Source organism: Allobosea minatitlanensis (genome assembly GCF_964020775.1).
The window spans coordinates 634,073-650,141 of the sequence record NZ_OZ224509.1; the positions used below are offsets into that span (position 1 = coordinate 634,073).

The following is a 16,069-nucleotide window of genomic DNA, read 5'->3' on the forward strand; positions in this document are numbered from 1 at the left end:
CCTTCCAGAACCGGCGGGTGGGGCGGATGCAGCCCGGCTCCCCGCGACATCCCGCCGGGCCGGGCAAGGTGACCTCGCTCCGGCTCCGGCTGGTCATCGGCTTCATGCTGGTCAGCGTGCCGGCCATGCTGGCCTCGGCCTTCATCGCCGCCAAGCTGATCTCCAGCGTGTTCGAGGACAATGTCGGGCACTGGCTGCGCGAGACCTCGCGCTTCTTCCGGCTGGAGATCGTCGAGGCGGTGCAGGAGGCGCAGCGCGTCGCCGGCGTCATCGGCCATCGCCTCGAGCACAGCGCCGACGACGTCAAGATGCAGCGGACCGTCGAGCGCGAATTCGCGGTGCTGAATTCGGTCGGCTACGATCTGATCGCGATCTACCGGCCCAGCGGCGAGATCATCTTCTCCTCGCGCCCCTTCTCCGCCATCGGCGCGCTGCCGACGGCGACCGGGCAGGGGCTGTTCAAGATCGCGGCGGACGGCCAGCGCTGGCTGATGGCCGGCGCGGTGCAGACGATCACCATCAACGGCCAGCCCGCCAACATCCTGGTCGGGAGCTGGCTCGACGACAACTATCTCGGCGGCATCAAGGTGGTGACCTCGCTCGAGGTGACGCTGTTCTCCGATTTCGACGGCAAGCTCGAAGCCATCATGCAGACGCATGACGACAAGCCGACGGCCGTGCCCCGGGACATCAAGGCCCGGCTCGATGCCGGCGAGGACGAAATCTTCGACCCGGGGGCGGGGGACGGCGCCTATCGCGCGGTCTATTCCGGCTTCCGCGGCATCGACGGCAAGCTGGCGGCGCTCAGCTTCATCGGCCTGCGCAGCGGGGCGGGACTTCTGGAGCAGCTCGGCCGCGAGCGGCTGTTCCTCGGCATCTTCCTGCTCGGCAGCTTCATCGCCGTGCTGGTCGGCAGCCTGATGTCGGGCGTGCTGGTGCGCCCCCTGCGGGCGCTGACGCGCGGCGTCAGGGCGATCGCGGCCGGCGATTTCGGACAGCGCGTGCCGATCGGCGGCGGCCGCGAGATCGCCGAGCTCGCCACCGGCTTCAACAGCATGGCCGAGCAACTGGGCAAGCTGCAGGAGCTGGAGACGGAGCTGCGCCGCCGCGACCGGCTCTCGGCGCTCGGCCAGGCGGCGATGGTGATCGCCCATGAGGTCCGCAATCCGCTCGGCATCATCAAGACCTCGACCGAGGTGGTGCGCAACCGCGCCCGGCTCGGCGGCGCCGAGGAGAAGATGCTGGGCTACGTCATCGACGAGGTGCGGCGGATCGAGACGCTGATGCGCGAGTTCCTCGACTTCGCCCAGCCGCGCCCGCTGGTGCTGAGCCCGCTGCCGCTGCGCAAGGTGATCGAGCGGGTCGCGGCCATCGCCGCCCCGGAGCTGGCGCGCCGCGGCATCGCTCTGCGCATCGACGACGAGAGCGAGGGGGCCGAAATCGCGGGCGACGCCGATCAGCTCCATCAGGCCTGCCTCAATCTGGTCCTGAACGCGATGGATGCCATGCCGATGGGAGGCACCATCTTCGCGCGCGTGGCGGTAGGGCCCGACACCGTGTCGCTGACGATCCGCGACGAGGGGCCGGGCGTGCCGGAGGCGATCCGCGCCGAGGTGTTCAACCCGTTCTTCACCACCAAGGCGAAAGGAACGGGGCTCGGGCTCGCCAAGGTGCAGAGCGTGGCCGCCGCCCATGGCGGGAGCGCGATCTGCGAGAGCGAGCCGGGCAAGGGCGCGGCCTTCACGCTCGTCCTGCCGCGGGCCGGGAAGGGAGAGGACGCGTGAGCCACGCCATTCTGGTGGTCGACGACGAGGAGCGGCTGGCCGACGTTCTGGCCGCCGCGCTGGAGGATCTCGGCTACCGGGCGACCGCCGTGACCAGCGCGCAGGCGGCGCTGATGGCGCTGGAGCAGTCGCGCTTCGACCTGGTGCTCACCGATCTGCGGCTGCCGGTGCTGGACGGGCGCGGATTGCTGCGCGAGGTCCGCCGCCGCTGGCCGGAGGTGCCGGTCATCATCATCACGGCCTTCGCCGCGGTGCGCGACGCGGTCGAGCTCGTCAAGGAAGGGGCGTTCGACTATATCGCCAAGCCCTTCGAGATGGAGGATGTCGCGGCGACGCTGGGGCGGGCGCTGCGCCTCGCCGATGTGGTGCGCGACAATGAGCGCCTGCGCAGCGAACTCGAGGGGCGCCACTCCTTCGACACGCTGATCGGCAACAGCGCCTCCTTCCGCCGCGTGATCGAGCAGGTCACCGAGGTCTGCGAAACCCGCGCTACGGTGATGCTGAACGGCGAGAGCGGGACCGGCAAGGAGCTGGTCGCCCGGGCGATCCACTTCAACAGCCCGCGCCGCGCCCGCCCCTTCGTCGCGGTCAATTGCGCCGCGATCCCCGAGACCCTGCTGGAGAGCGAGCTCTTCGGCCATGTCAAGGGCGCCTTCACCGGCGCCGTCTCCAACCGCGTCGGCCGCTTCGCCGCCGCCGAGGGCGGCACGCTCTTCCTCGACGAGATCGGCGACATGCCGCTGGCGATCCAGGCAAAGCTGCTGCGCGTGGTGCAGGAGCGCAGCTTCGAGCCGGTGGGGGCGAGCCGCAGCCAGACCGCGGATGTCCGCCTGGTCGCGGCGACGCACAAGGACATGCGCGCGGCGGTCGCCGCGGGCCTGTTCCGCGAGGACCTGTTCTACCGGCTGAACGTGTTCCCGATCCGGCTGCCGGCCTTGCGCGAGCGCGCCGAGGACATTCCGCTGCTGGCCGCGCATTTCCTGGCGTCGCTGTCCGAGACGGTCGGCAAGCCGGTCACGGGGTTCTCTCCGGCGGCGCTCGCCGCGATGTCGGCCTACGACTGGCCGGGCAATATCCGCGAGCTGCACAATTGCGTCGAGCGCGCGCTGATCGTCGCCAAGGGCTCGGCGATCGACGTGCAGGACCTGCCGCGGGAGCTGTTCGAGGGCCAGCGCCGGGCGGGAGGCGCGGCGCTGCCGCGCGATCTCGACGCAGAGCTCGAGCGGATCGAGCGCGAATTCATCCTCGAGGCGCTGCGCCGCAGCGGCGGCGTGCAGGTCAAGGCGGCGCGGCTGCTCGGGATTGCGGAACGCAGCCTCTGGCACCGCATCAAGAAACTCGGTATCCGGTTGAACCGGACCGTCGCGGAATGAGCCGCGGGATCGCGGCCGCAGCCGCACCGGCCGGCGCGGCTGCGGAGATCGATGAAGGGCGCGGAGGATCTGTGTTGCGTGTTGCCATCGGAAGCCTCGCCTGCCTCCTGCTGCTGCCGGCCGCCGCCGGTGCCGGAGAGGCGTCGCCGGCGCTGAGCGATCCGACGCCCGCCAAGGGCTGGATCGTCACGCTCGGCGGCACGGTCGAGCTCGGCCCCAAATACGAGGGCGCGAACGCGGCCGGGCTGTCCTTCATGCCCTCGATAAGCTGGCGCCGCGCCGGCGAGCCGGAGAGCTTCAGCGCCCCCGACGACAGCCTCGACTACGCGCTCTACGAAACCGACCGCTTCAGCTTCGGCGTCGCCGGAACCTGGAAGAGCGGCCGCTATTCCTCGTCGAGCCCCCGGCTGTTCGGCATGCGCGACGTTCCCTGGGCGATCGAGGCGGGGCTCTTCGCCGAGTACTGGCCGGTCCAGAGCCGTCTGCGCACCCGCGTCGAGGTCCGGCAGGGCTTCCACGGCCATCACGGCATCGTCGCCGATTTCTCCGCCGATTGGGTCGAGCGCTTCGGCCGGTTGACGCTGTCGGGCGGCCCGCGCCTCTCGCTCGGCAACGCTTCCTATATGCGGCGCAATTTCGGCGTCTCGCCGAGCGAGGCGATGATCAATCCGCTGCTGGCGCCCTACAGCCCCTCCGGCGGCGCCAAGAGCCTCGGCGTCGCCACCGCGCTCGACTATGCGTGGTCCGAGCAATGGTCGACGACGCTGTTCGCCCGCTATGACCGCATGATCGACCAGGCCGCGAGCTCGCCGCTCGTGCGCACCGTCGGCCAGCGCGACCAGGTCACGGTCGGCCTCGGCGCGAGCTATTCCTTCCGGCTCGATCTCTGACGGGCCGGCGCGGCCCGCGCGGTCATGGCTCACTCGGTCTGGATATAGGGCTCGACCAGCAGCGTGCCGCGGGCCGACCGCTCGAGATGCACGCCCACCGCATATGTCTCCGAAACGGCCGGATGGGCAAGCACCTCCTCCGGCGGGCCGGCCTGGGCGATGCGGCCGCCATTCATCACCAGGACGCGATCGGCGAAGCGCGCCGCCAGCGACAGGTCGTGGATGGCGGCGACGGTGACGATCCGGCGCCGGCGCGTCGCCTCGCGGATCGTCGCCATCACGTCGAGCTGGCGGCGCACGTCGAGCGCGCTGGTGGGCTCGTCGAGCAGCAGCACGTCGGGTTCGCGCACCAGCGCCTGGCCGATCGCCGCGAGCTGGCGCTGGCCGCCGGAGAGCGTGCCGATGTCGCGCGAGGCGAAGGGGCCCAGGCCCAGCTCGGCGATCACGGCCTCGACCGCGCGCATGTCCGCGGCCGAGGCGGCGAGTGCGAAGCCGCGATGCAGGCTCTTGCGGGCGAGCAGGATGATGTCGAAGACCGACAGTGCGACGCGGGCCTCGGTGTCCTGCGACAGGTAGAAGATCCTGCGCGCCCGCTCGCGGCCCGAGAGCGGGGCGAGATCGGTGCCGTCGAGGCTGGTGCTGCCCGCGCGCGGCCTGAGCAGCCCGGCGGCGCAGCGGAACAGCGTCGACTTGCCGGCGCCGTTGGGGCCGACCAGCGCCGCGAGCTCGCCGCGCGGCAGGAGGCCGGTGGAAAGCCCCTGCAGCACGGGCGCCGCGCCGTAGCTGAAGGAGAGGTCGCGGATCGCGAGCGCCATGCCTCAGGCCCCCTTGCCGCGGATCGACATGACCAGGCTGAAGAAGAACGGCACGCCGATCAGGGCGGTGATGATGCCGATCGGGTAGATGACGCCCGGCGTGATCGCCTTGGAGAGGCTGGAGGCGAGGGAGAGCAGCGTCGCGCTGGCGATCGTGGCGACCGGGAGGAAGAAGCGCTGGTCCTCGCCGACCAGAAGCCGGGCGATATGCGGGCCGACGAGCCCGATGAAGCCGATGCCCCCGACGAAGGAGACGGAGACGGCCGCGAGCAGGGAGGTCGCGATCAGGATCTCGAGGCGCAGCCGGTCGACGCGGATGCCGAGGCTCTCGGCCCGCTCGTCGCCGAGCCGCAGCGCCGTCAGAGCCCAGCCGCGCAGCAGGAAGAAGGGCAGGGCGAGCGCGATCAGCAGCGCCGCGACCCCGACCTTGGTCCAGGTCGCGCGGGCGAGGCTGCCGAGCGTCCAGAACACGATCTGGGTGAGCTGCACCTCGTTGGAGCGGTATTGCAGCAGGGCGGTGACGGCGTTGCAGGTGAAGAGCAGGGCGATGCCGACCAGGATCATGGTCTCGGCGCTGACGCCGCGCAGCTTGGTCATGAAGAACAGGATGAGCGAGGCGCCGAGCGCGAAGACGAAGGCGTTGGCGGTGACGATGAAGGCGCCGGCGCCGGGCAGCACGCTCCAGCCGGTGACGATGGCGACCGAGGCGCCGACGGTGGCGGCGGCCGAGACGCCGAGCGTGAACGGATCGGCGAGCGGGTTCGACAGGATGGTCTGCATGCCGGCGCCGCTGAGCCCCAGCATGGCGCCGACGGCGAGCGCCATCAGCGCGATCGGCAGGCGCAGGTCCCAGACGATGACGGAGAGGCGCGGCGCGGCCGATTGCGGGTCGGCGAGGGTCCGCAGCACGTCGGCGAGCGGCAGGTTGCCCGGGCCGATCGCGACGTCGAGCGCCAGCGACAGGACCAGCGCCAGCAGTCCGCCCAGGACGAGCAGCAGCCGGCGCGCATTGCGCTTGCGATAATCCGCGGCGGCATCGGCCGCCGCGGGCAGGACCGCGGCCATGGGCTTCATCTCACTGCAGCATCACTGCCCGGCTGTGACGCGAGGCCAGCGCAGGCTGCAGCCAGGCGGCAAAGCAAAGCGGGGTGCCGAGATCGGGAGCATCGGCTGGCGCTATCACGAGGTGTCGTTGCGCCGCAAAGCAATTTTTCTCTTTATAGCCTTTCTAAGATAATCGCTGCCGAGCCGCTCTTCCGCCGGCACGAGAAGGCATGCGCAGCTTCAAGTAAAATCCCGGACTATATTCGGAGTTTCGTCAGATATCCTTCAGGGAGCCCCTGGCGGAAGAACGCTGCCTCTCGTCGACACCGAAATTCGGTTCGGCCCATCGCTGCGTTTCATCAACCGGCCGGCCCGGCTGTCGTTGATCGCCGGCGCCGGAGGATCGCGGGGGAGGCGCCGCTGCCGCGGATTCAGCGCGGCAGCGCCGTGCCGATGCCACGCTCGCGCGCATGGCGGACGGCGAGATGGGCCAGCGCCAGATCGGCGAGGGCGAAGCCGCGGAAGCAGAACAGCGAGCGCCCGTTCCGCAGGGGGGCCTCGGTGCCGGCGGCGAGCCCGATGAGGTCGTGGCTGAAGGCGACCGTCGCGACCGGGTTGCCGGCGGCGTCGTAGGGCGCCTGCGACTGCTCCAGGCTGTCCGTCGCCAGGCTGTCGAAGGCGGGCAGGCTTTCCGGGATCCAGCTACGGCCGGTATCGACGGCGGCGGCGAAGGCGTCGGGCTTCATCAGGCGGGCGTCGAGGAAGGGCGCCAGCCCCGGGGCGCCCGGCACCATCGAGATGACGATGTCGCTGCGGGCCAGCAGCGCGCCGGCGTCGCCCGTCACCTCGGCCGCGAGGCCGCGGCCGGCGGCGGCGTCCCCCAGCCGCCGGGCCGAGGAAGGGCTGCGGCTCAGCGCCAGCGCGGTGGCCAGCCCGGGATAGAGATCGTGGAAGGCGGCGAGATGGGCGTGGGCCTGGAGGCCGCAGCCGACGAAGCCGATGGTCCTGGGCGCGGCCGGCGCCATCCGGCTCGCGGCGGCGGCCGAGAGCGCGGCGGTGCGGATCAGGGTGATCTCGTCGCCGTCGAGCACCGCCAGCGGCGCGCCGCCGGCATAGTCGCTGACGCAGAGCAGGGCGCTGACGCTCGGGGCGGCGCTGTCCGGCCCGGCCGGCGTCATCGAGACCCATTTCAGCGCCGCGATGCCGTCGGCTTGCGAGGCGGCCGCCATCGCCTGGAAGCCGTGCCCCGGGCCCAGCGCGAGCACGCTCTTGGGCAGGCTGCGGTTGAGCCCGGCGGCGTGGTCGCGGAAAGCTTGGAGGACGGCCTCGCGCGCTGCGCCGGGCGCGATGGCGAGCGCCTGCACATCCTGGCGCGAGAGATAGAGCAGGGACGCGCTCATGGCGGAGGCTCCGGGGCTTCGGGGCGGGGTCGCGGGCCCCGGTTCATGCCTGTCGATCCGCCGGCCGGCAAGCCTCGCCTCAAAAGCCTCGCCTCAGGCGAGGCCGTCCGCGCCCGCGCCGCAGACGATCGCGCAGACCCGGGTTCCGGGCGCGAAGCGCATGCGGCCGGCCTGAAGCAGCGCGACCGAGGCGGCCCCCGACAGATCGGCGGCGACGCCGAATTCGAACCAGAGCGAGCGGGCGGCGCTTTCCATCTCCGCGTCGCTGACCAGCGCGATCTCGTCGACATGGCGCCGGACGGTCTCGAAGATCGCCTGATCGGTCAGCCGGCAGGACATGGTGGCGACGCGGGTCGACAGCGTGTCCAGGGCGACGAGCCTGCCCGCCTCCAGGCAGGCATGCAGCGTCGGCGAGCCGACCGGCTCGATGCCGATGATCCGCGTCGCCGGTCGCCTGGCCTTGACCGCGGTGGCAAGCCCGCTGATCAGGCCGCCGCCGCCGATCGCGACGAGGATGACGTCGACTTCCGGCATGTCGTCGAGGATGTCGAGGCCGAGCGTGCCCTGTCCGGCCACGACGACGGGGTCGCTGAAGGGATGGGCATAGGTCGCGCCGGTGCGTTCGGCATGGGCGAGGGCGGCGGCGTTGGCGTCGTCCCAGATGTCGCCGACGATCTCGACCTCCGCGCCCCACTGCTTCAGCTTCGCGACCTTGTCGGGCACGACGTTGGAGGGCAGGAAGATCTTGGCGCCGGCGCCAAGCACCTTGGCCGAGCGCGCGATGGCGAGGCCGTGATTGCCGCCCGAGGCGGTGACGATGCCGCGCGCGCGCTCGGCCTCGGTCAGGGTCAGCAGCCGGTTCATCGCGCCGCGCGCCTTGAACGAGCCGGCCGCCTGCAGCAGTTCGAGCTTCAGCGTGACGTCGGGGCCGCCGGCGTCGCCGTCCTTGAGCTGGCCGTAGCGCAGCGTCGGCGTCTTGCGGATATGGGGGGCGATGCGCCGGCGGGCTTCCTCGATGGCGGCGAGATCGATCACGACAAGGTTCCCTTGTAAGGCGCGGCGACGATCAGGCAGCAATTGCCGGGCCTGACGCGTCCGGGCTGGCGGCGGCCGTAGAGGATGCCGTCGGCGGCGTAGTGCAGGAGCTCGGGCGCGCGCGCCGGGTCCCAGGTGCAGTGGATGCGGCCGGCGGGCTGACCGGCGCTGACGGTCTCGCCATTGGCGTGGAAGGGCTCGAAGATGCCGTCGGCGCTGGCATAGACATAGGCCGAGGTGCCGGGCAGTTCGAGGATGCCGCCTTCGCCGCGGCGCGGCTCGGGCGTGTCGCGCGCGACGATGCCGAGATGGTCGAGCACGTTGGCGACGCCGCGGCGGCAGACCTTCAGCGCCTCCAGCGAGACCGTGCCGCCGCCCGCCATCTCGGTGCCGACGGTGACGAGCCCGGCCCGGCAGGCGGCGGCGGTCGCGGTGCGCGGCTCGCCGAGATTGCTGATCACCACCGTCATCGGCGCGTCGAAGGCCCGCACGGCGGCGACGTTGCGCTTGTGCAGGGCCGGGTCGTCGGTCGGCTCGACGATCGCGCTGGGGATGATGTCAAGCGAGGAACCGCCGGAATGCAGGTCGAGGAAGGCGTCGCCGAGCGGGTAGACATGATCGGTGATGTAGGCCGAGATCTGCTGGGTGATGGTGCCGCGCGGATCGCCGGGAAAGGTGCGGTTGAAGTTCAGCCCGTCGACCGGCGAGGTGCGCCTGCCGGCGATGACGGCGTGGACGTTGTTGGCCGGCATCAGGATCAGCCGGCCCTGGACGCGGCCCGGGTCGAGATCGCGGATCAGGTCGCAGATCGCGATCGGCCCCTCATATTCGTCGCCATGGTTGCCGCCCTCCAGGATCGCCGTCGGGCCCGTGCCGTTCTTGATGACCGCGATCGGGATGCGGGTCGCGCCCCAGGCGTCGTCGTCGGGCGAATGCGGGATCATCAGGAAGCCGAGCTGCTTGCCCTCGCGCTCCGGGTCGATGGTGAGGAAGGCGCTGGAGGGCCGGGGGGCGGGCTGCTGGCGTTGGCTGGTCATGGCTGGCTCGGGCGTGGCGAGGCAATCGGTGCCGCTGGCGGCCCGCTGCCTGCGAAGAAGAAGGCCGGGCGCGGCATGCGCCCGGCCGGGCTGGGACGCTTCAGAGCGTCGGCAGCGGGTCCATCGGCATGTCGAGATACTTCCTGTGCAGCCGGTCGAGCTCGCCGTTCATCGTATTGAAGAAGATGAAGCTGTCGAGCCAGCGCACCAGATTGTGCTGGTCCATCTGCACGGCCATATGCGCCGGGCTGCGGCGGATGACGAATTTGCGCTCGAACTCCTTGTTCGGGTTCTGCTTGGCGAGCGCCTGCGCGACGATGCTGTTGGTCGCGAGCAGGTCGGCCTGGCCGGTGATATAGGCGGCGGCGGCGGTGGCGTCGTCCTCGGTGCGCATCAGGTCGGCCTTCGGCGCGGCCGCGCTGATCGCCAGTTCCTGCGTGGTGCCCTTGGCCGCGGCGATGCGGGTGGAGCCGAGCGTCTCGGGGCTGGTCACCGGCGAGGATTTCGGCCCGTAGACGGCGAGGAAGGTGTTGGCGTAGGGCGCGGTGAACATCACCTGCCGCGAGCGCTCGGGCGTGAGGCCGAGCACGGAGATGACGATGTCGACCTTGTCGGTCAGCAGGAAGGGGATGCGGTTGGCGCCGGTGATCTGCTGCATCTCCAGCTTCACGCCGAGGCCCTTGGCGACCATCTCCGCCATCTCGATGTCGAAGCCGATCGGGTTGCGGTTCGCGTCCTGCGCGCCGAAGGGCGGGGCGTCGAGCGGCACGCCGATGCGGACCACGCCCTTCTGAAGAATGTCCTGAAGCTTGTCGGCATGGGCCTCCACCGTGCCGAAGGCGGCGACGGCAAGGGCGGCCAGGCCAGCCAGAATGGAACGGCCTGCGAAGAATGAACGCATCTGATCTCTCCCCTCGTTGATTGGTCCGGAACGGTTCCTCAGTGCAGCACGGCGCTGAGGAAGGTCTGCAATTCGGGCGTCTTCGGCGCGGCGAGCACCGCCGCGGCCTGGCCTTCTTCATGGACCCGGCCCTCGTGCATGAAGACGACCCGCGAGCCGAAGCGGCGGGCGAAGCCCATCTCATGGGTGACGAGGATCATGGTCATGCCCTCCTGCGCGACGGATTCGAGCACCTTCAGCACCTCGCCGGTGAGCTCGGGGTCGAGCGCCGAGGTGACCTCGTCGAACAGCATCACCTTGGGCCGCATCGCCAGCGAGCGGGCGATGGCGACGCGCTGCTGCTGGCCGCCGGAGAGCTGCGCCGGAAAGGCGTCGAGCTTGTCCTCGAGCCCGACGCGGCGCAGCACCTCGCGCGCCACCTCGCGGGCCGCCGCCGGCGGCTGCTTCTTCACGACGCGCGGGGCGAGGGTGATGTTGTCGCTGACCGAGAGATGCGGGAACAGGTTGAAGCTCTGGAAGACGATGCCGACCTCCTGCCGCAGCTTGCGCAGATTGGTCGCGGGATCGTTGACCTGCACGCCGTCGACGCGGATCGAGCCGGCCTGGATCGGCTCCAGCCCGTTGATGCAGCGCAGCATGGTGCTCTTGCCCGAGCCGGAGCGGCCGATGACCGCGACGACCTCGCCGCGGGCGATGTCCAGAGAGACGTCCTTGAGGACCTGGACGGAGCCGTAGCTCTTGCTGATCCCGTGGATTTCAACGAGCGACATCGAGCTTCCGCTCGAGCGAGCGGCTCCATTGCGTGAGGGGGAAGCACATCGCGAAATAGATCGCGGCGACGGTGATGTAGACGGCGAAGGGCTTGTAGGTGCCGGCGGCGGTGAGCTGGCCCTCGCGGGTGAGCTCGACGAAGCCGATCGTCGCCGCCAGCGAGGTGTTCTTGATGAGCTGGACCAGGAAGCCGACCGTGGGCGGGATCGCCACCCGGATGGATTGCGGCACGATGACGTGGCGCAGTTGCTCGTAGAGCGAGAGGCCGAGCGAGGCGCCGGCCTCCCATTGCGTCCGGGCGATCGAGATCAGCGCGCCGCGCCAGATCTCGCCGAGGAAGGCGGAGCCGTAGATCGAGAAGGCGACCGCGGCGGCGATCCACGGATTGACCGAGATGCCGGTCAGGGGCAGGCCGAAGAAGATCAGGAACAGCCAGACGAGCAGCGGCGTGCCCTGGACGACATGGATATAGGCGGCGGTGATCCAGCGCAGCGGCGCCACCGGCGCGATCCGCGCCAGCGCCAGGGCGAGACCGAGCACGGCCGAGCCGGCGAAGGCGGTGACGGTCAAGGCGAGCGTCCAGCGCGCCGCCGCGACCAGATACATTACGTCGATAAAGGAGAAGGTCCGGATCATCGCCTGACGAACGCCCAGTAGTAGATGCCGGCGAAGAGGCCGCGGAAGGCGAAGGCGAGGCCGAGATAGAGCACGCCGATCACGGTGTAGACCTCGAAGTCGCGGAAGGTGCGCGACTGCACGATCGAGGCGGCGTGGAAGAGGTCCTGCACCGAGATCTGCGAGACCACGCTGGTCGCCAGCATCAGCAGCACGAACTGGCTGGCGAGCGCCGGGAACATCGCCTTCAGCGCCGGAAACATCACGACATGGCGGAAGACCTGCAGGCCCGAGAGCCCGAGCGAATGCCCGGCCTCGACCTGCGCCTTCGGCACGGCCTGGAGGCCGGCGCGGACGATCTCCGTCGTATAGGCGCCGAGATTGATGACGAGCGCGATGATCGCGGCGGTGAGGCCGTCGAGCCGCAGGCCGAAGCTCGGCAGGCCGAAGAAGATCAGGAAGAGCTGGACCAGCAGCGGCGTGTTGCGGATGACCTCGACATAGGTCCCGACGAGCCGCTTCAGCCAGCCCGGCCCGTAGACCCGCGCCGCGGCGCAGGCGACCCCGATGACGAGCCCGCCGACCATGGTGCAGACGGAGAGGAAGAGCGTGACGAGGACGCCGTCGAGGATCGACTCCCAGGCGGCGAAGACGTCGCGGAACTGCAGCCCGTACTTCATCGGGCCGCGCCCCGGCGCCGTTCTGACGTGCCGGCCCGGCCTGGCGGTATGGTCGACGTTCGCAGCATTGATCCCCTCGTTGCGGAGAGGCTAGGTTTGTTTCTTATTTGATGTCAAGCTTCATATATGAAATGAGAGAGCATGACCGACCACATCGATACGGATAGCGGCGACAGGATCTCCTATGCGGCGCCCGCGCTGGAGAAGGGGCTCGACATCCTCGAATTGCTGGCCGAGGTCGGCGAGCCGCTCTCGACGCGGGCGATCGCCGAGCGGCTGCAGCGTTCCAAGGGCGAGATCTTCCGGATGGTGTTCGTGCTGCAGCAGCGCGGCTATCTCGTGCGCGAGCCGGGGACCGACCGGCTCGCCCTGTCGCGGCGGCTCTTCGATCTCGGCATCCGCACGCCGGGCGGGCGGCAACTGACCTCGATCGTCCTGCCATTGATGCAGCGCTTCAGCGAGGAGAGCGGGCAGGCGGCGCATCTGGTCGTGCTCAGCCGGGCCCAGACCGTCATCCTCGCCGCGACCTCCGGCCATCTCGACGCCAGCGTCATGGTCCGGCCGGGCTATGGCCGGCCGGCGCTGGCCGCCAATTCGGGGCTGCTCATCCTCGCCTTCCAGTCGGAGGCGCGCCGGCGTTCCCTGATGCGGGATGCGAGCCCGGAGGACCAGCGCCGGCTCGACGATCCCGAGCTGGCCGCGGTCTTCGCCGCCATCAGGGCGCAGGGTCACCGGGCCGCGCCGAGCCGGGACATCATGGCGGTGACGGACATCGCCTGCCCCGTGATCGGCCCTTCGGGGCATGCGGAGGCCGCGATGCTGGTGCCGTCGCTCCAGCGCCACGGCGTCGAGACCGACGAGGAGGCGATCCTGCTCGGCCTCAAGGCGATCTGCCAGGAGGCGGGCGCGCAATTGTCGCTCTGAGCGCCGGTCCGGAACGCTGTCCGGCCGGCCCGTTGCTCAATCCTCGGCTGTCCCATGCTCGCCGATGGCAGGCACGAGCCCGCAGTCACGCGCGACGCCCATCGTGACCGCGGCGGCCATGCCCAATGCCGTCCGCCGGTTCACGCGTCTCCGAAGCGGGGCGGAGCGATGCCCCGCGCGAACCAGTCGATGAAGCCGATGATGTCGAAGACCGGCCGCCCGGTCGCAGCGGCGATCGCCGCGGCATGCGGCGGCAGGTTGGTGCATTCGCACAGGATGGCGCCGACATCGGGGTGGCGCTCGACCAGCGCCTGGGCGGCGGCCACGACCTCCTCCTCCAGCCTAGCCGGATCGGAAACCCCGCCGCGGTTGCCGTAGACCTGGCGGAACAGGCTGTCCGGGGGGAGGCCCATGACGGGCGTGTCCGGCCGGGCGCCCACGGCCGAAAGATGGCGGGCCGTCAGCGCCTCCGCCGCGAAGGTCAGGATGCCGACCTGCCGGCCGGCCGGCAGCATGGCCTCGATCAGCGGCGCCTGCAGGAGGCTGCTCGTCGCCACCGGCACGGGCAGGGCGGCGGCGAGCTCCTTCTGGAGCAGGGCGAGGAAGCCGCAGCTCGTGGTGATGCCGCGCACGCCGCAGGCGACGAGGTCGAGCGCGGCGGCGATGAAGGGTTGGAGGAACTCCTCCGGGCTGCCGTGGACGATGGCCGCCGGGTCGGCGCCGCGCACCACCCGGAACTGCACGGGGAACGACCAGGTGCGGCCATTGCCGACATCGCCCGGCAGGCGGCGGAAATGGGTGTCGAGCATCAGCACGCCGATGCTCAGTCCGTTCACGGCGGCATGGGCCGGGGAGAGGCCGGTGCCCGTCATCGCGAGGTCTCCTGAAGAGCGTGCGGCACCGCCGGCGCGGCAGGGTCGAAGAACCAGGCGAGGAAACGGTTTTCCTGGAGGAGGCGCAAGGGAATGTCCTCCTGCGCCAGCAATCCCGGCCGGCCGATCCGGCGCTGGCGCAGCAGATCGAGCACGGCCGCGACATGGGATGCCGCCGTGCGCCGCATCGCGCCGATGACGACGACGCCGATCGTCACCGGCTCGACCGCGCGCAGGAAATGCGCGGCGGGCGCGTCTTCGGCCTGCCGCGGCGTCGCGGTGATCGAGATCAGCAGGCGGTCGTCCGCGATCTCGGGCAGGGCGTTGAGGAAGAGGTTGCGCAGCAGATAGACGCGCTCGCGCAGCTTCAGCTCGTCGAGCAGGAACGCCATCTGCCCGGCATGGCCGGGATAGCGGATCGTGTAGGAGACCAGGTCGCCGACCTTGCCCGTCAGGCGCTGGCGCAAGGTCGCGGGGATGGCGCCCGAGACGAAGACCTCGTAGTCGCGCGCTCCGAGGCGCAAGGGAGAAAGCCGCGACAGCGGCGGAAGCTCGGCCTCCCGGCCGTCGAGCAGGGCGAGCGAGGCGCGGGTGTATTCGCGCAGCGTCGCATCGACGTCCCAGATCAGCCCGTAGCCGAGACGCCCGACGGGCTCCCGCGGCAGGCCGCCGATGCGGACCGCGATGTCGGGCGCCTGCGTGAAGCGCGCGGCGAGGTCGAGCACCAGCCCCGAGACCAGCCCCGGCGAGATGCCGCATTGCGCGACGAAGCAGCCGGCGGCGCCGGCGGCCTCGCGCCGGACGGCTTCGAGCGCGGCGCCGTCGTCGCCGAGGTCGAGGTAGTGGCAGCCATGGCGCCGCGCGGCGGCGGCCACCATCGGCGTCGCCTGCGAGGGCAGCGCGGCGACGACGGCATCGGCGCCTTCCAGGATCCGGTCGAGCGCAACGGGGTCGGCCGGGTCGGCCTCGGCGAAGGGCAGGGCCAGCGCCCGGGCCCGGTCGCGCCCCGGCTCGGTCGGGTCGGCGAGCAGGAGCGCGAAGCCTGGCTCCTCGCGCAGCAGCAGCGCCAGGGTGATGCCGATCCGGCCGGCCCCGACGACGACGACCCTGAACGGCCGGGTCCCGCCCTCGTGCCGCTCAGCCATGGAAGCGCGCGAGGAAGGTCTTGAGCCGTTCGTTGTCGGGATTGTGCAGGATGCGGTCCGGGCTGCCCTCTTCCGCGATGCGCCCGGCCTCCATGAAGACGACGCGATCCGAGACATCGGCCGCGAAGGAGATCTCATGGGTGACGAGCACCATGGTCATGCCCTGCTCGGCGAGGTTGCGGACCACGCCGAGGACCTCGCCGACGAGCTCGGGGTCGAGCGCGCTGGTGATCTCGTCGAGCAGCAGCGCGTCCGGCTGCATGGCGAGCGCCCGGGCGATGGCGACGCGCTGCTTCTGCCCGCCCGAGAGCTGGTCCGGCCGGGCGTCGCGCTTCTCGGCCAGGCCGACCTTGGCGATGTAGTCCATCGCGATGTCGACGGCCTCGGCCCGCGGCTTGCGCTGCACGGTGACGGGGCCCTCGATCACGTTCTCCAGCACGCTCATATGCGGGAACAGGTTGAAATGCTGGAAGACCATGCCGACATGGCGGCGCAATTCGCCGAGCCCGAGCGTCTCGCCCGCGGCACGGAACCGGGGGACGACGCGCCGGCCGCGGAAGCTGATCTCCCCGGCATCCGGCACCTCGAGCATGTTCATGCAGCGGATGAAGGTCGACTTGCCGGAGCCCGAGGGGCCGATGATGGCGACGACTTCGCCGCTGGTCAGCGAGAGGTCGATGCCGTGCAGGACGGTCAGCGCGCCGAAGCGCTTGACGATGCCGCGGGCGGCGAGAACGGTGTCGCGCGCGGCCGGTGCTGTGACGGAGGTCATGGAATGGTCCT

At 70.7% G+C, this 16,069-nt stretch carries 16 protein-coding genes; 4 read left to right on the plus strand and 12 right to left on the minus strand.

All coding sequences use genetic code 11. The annotated features are described in order from the left end of the window. Nucleotides 1-26: 26 nt before the first annotated feature. The 3 genes from ACWH43_RS02930 to ACWH43_RS02940 all read left to right on the plus strand — a co-directional run bounded on the left by ACWH43_RS02930 (nt 27) and on the right by ACWH43_RS02940 (nt 4,047). Nucleotides 27-1,784 carry a sensor histidine kinase gene (locus ACWH43_RS02930; protein ID WP_158444422.1) on the plus strand — a complete coding sequence of 586 codons (1,758 nt, stop codon included), beginning with the start codon at nt 27-29 and terminating at the stop codon, nt 1,782-1,784. Next, nucleotides 1,781-3,157, plus strand: a complete 1,377-nt coding sequence (locus tag ACWH43_RS02935; RefSeq protein ID WP_158444421.1) for a sigma-54-dependent transcriptional regulator — start codon at nt 1,781-1,783, stop codon at nt 3,155-3,157. Before ACWH43_RS02930 ends, ACWH43_RS02935 begins: the two co-directional genes overlap by 4 nt. Before the next feature lie 74 nt (nt 3,158-3,231). Continuing rightward, on the plus strand, nt 3,232-4,047 hold the full coding sequence (locus tag ACWH43_RS02940) for a MipA/OmpV family protein (RefSeq protein WP_260349498.1): 816 nt from the start codon (nt 3,232-3,234) through the stop codon (nt 4,045-4,047). 29 nt (nt 4,048-4,076) lie between these two features. On the opposite strand, the gene ACWH43_RS02945 is transcribed toward ACWH43_RS02940, so the two are convergent. The 9 genes from ACWH43_RS02945 to ACWH43_RS02985 all read right to left on the minus strand — a co-directional run bounded on the left by ACWH43_RS02945 (nt 4,077) and on the right by ACWH43_RS02985 (nt 12,345). Further along, a complete protein-coding gene (locus tag ACWH43_RS02945; RefSeq protein ID WP_158444419.1) occupies nt 4,077-4,862 on the minus strand; it encodes an ABC transporter ATP-binding protein in 786 nt (261 codons plus the stop codon). Between the two features lie 3 nt (nt 4,863-4,865). Further along, complete coding sequence (locus ACWH43_RS02950; protein WP_158444418.1) at nt 4,866-5,927, minus strand: FecCD family ABC transporter permease; 1,062 nt, start codon at nt 5,925-5,927, stop codon at nt 4,866-4,868. Between the two features lie 410 nt (nt 5,928-6,337). Further along, a complete protein-coding gene (locus ACWH43_RS02955) occupies nt 6,338-7,306 on the minus strand; it encodes an ornithine cyclodeaminase family protein (RefSeq protein WP_158448277.1) in 969 nt (322 codons plus the stop codon). A gap of 93 nt (nt 7,307-7,399) precedes the next feature. Next, entirely contained in the window at nt 7,400-8,341 is a 942-nt protein-coding gene (locus tag ACWH43_RS02960) for a threonine ammonia-lyase (RefSeq protein ID WP_158445644.1), read from the minus strand. Continuing rightward, nucleotides 8,338-9,378 (minus strand): succinylglutamate desuccinylase/aspartoacylase family protein, encoded by a 1,041-nt coding sequence (locus ACWH43_RS02965; protein ID WP_158445645.1) that lies wholly within the window; start codon nt 9,376-9,378, stop codon nt 8,338-8,340. The genes ACWH43_RS02960 and ACWH43_RS02965 overlap by 4 nt, the downstream gene beginning before the upstream one ends. 100 nt (nt 9,379-9,478) lie before the next feature. Next, nucleotides 9,479-10,279 (minus strand): transporter substrate-binding domain-containing protein, encoded by an 801-nt coding sequence (locus ACWH43_RS02970; protein WP_158445646.1) that lies wholly within the window; start codon nt 10,277-10,279, stop codon nt 9,479-9,481. A 38-nt stretch (nt 10,280-10,317) separates the two neighbouring features. Then, the gene (locus ACWH43_RS02975; protein ID WP_158445647.1) at nt 10,318-11,049 is read right to left on the minus strand and encodes an amino acid ABC transporter ATP-binding protein; all 732 of its coding nucleotides are present in this window, start codon (nt 11,047-11,049) and stop codon (nt 10,318-10,320) included. Further along, complete coding sequence (locus tag ACWH43_RS02980) at nt 11,036-11,686, minus strand: amino acid ABC transporter permease (protein WP_260349499.1); 651 nt, start codon at nt 11,684-11,686, stop codon at nt 11,036-11,038. The genes ACWH43_RS02975 and ACWH43_RS02980 overlap by 14 nt, the downstream gene beginning before the upstream one ends. Continuing rightward, nucleotides 11,683-12,345 carry an amino acid ABC transporter permease gene (locus ACWH43_RS02985; protein ID WP_158445648.1) on the minus strand — a complete coding sequence of 221 codons (663 nt, stop codon included), beginning with the start codon at nt 12,343-12,345 and terminating at the stop codon, nt 11,683-11,685. Before ACWH43_RS02985 ends, ACWH43_RS02980 begins: the two co-directional genes overlap by 4 nt. 141 nt (nt 12,346-12,486) lie before the next feature. Here ACWH43_RS02985 and ACWH43_RS02990 point away from each other — a divergent pair, with 141 nt between their 5' ends. Continuing rightward, complete coding sequence (locus ACWH43_RS02990; protein WP_158445649.1) at nt 12,487-13,269, plus strand: IclR family transcriptional regulator; 783 nt, start codon at nt 12,487-12,489, stop codon at nt 13,267-13,269. Nucleotides 13,270-13,409: 140 nt separating this feature from the next. Here the strand turns inward: ACWH43_RS02990 and ACWH43_RS02995 are convergent, their stop codons facing one another. From ACWH43_RS02995 to ACWH43_RS03005, 3 genes are read right to left on the minus strand one after another with little or no spacing between them, the layout of a single operon-like run. Beyond that, nucleotides 13,410-14,141 carry an aspartate/glutamate racemase family protein gene (locus ACWH43_RS02995; protein WP_158445650.1) on the minus strand — a complete coding sequence of 244 codons (732 nt, stop codon included), beginning with the start codon at nt 14,139-14,141 and terminating at the stop codon, nt 13,410-13,412. Continuing rightward, complete coding sequence (locus tag ACWH43_RS03000; protein WP_158445651.1) at nt 14,138-15,286, minus strand: saccharopine dehydrogenase family protein; 1,149 nt, start codon at nt 15,284-15,286, stop codon at nt 14,138-14,140. Before ACWH43_RS03000 ends, ACWH43_RS02995 begins: the two co-directional genes overlap by 4 nt. Continuing rightward, nucleotides 15,279-16,058 (minus strand): amino acid ABC transporter ATP-binding protein, encoded by a 780-nt coding sequence (locus tag ACWH43_RS03005; RefSeq protein ID WP_158445652.1) that lies wholly within the window; start codon nt 16,056-16,058, stop codon nt 15,279-15,281. The genes ACWH43_RS03000 and ACWH43_RS03005 overlap by 8 nt, the downstream gene beginning before the upstream one ends. Nucleotides 16,059-16,069: the final 11 nt, after the last annotated feature.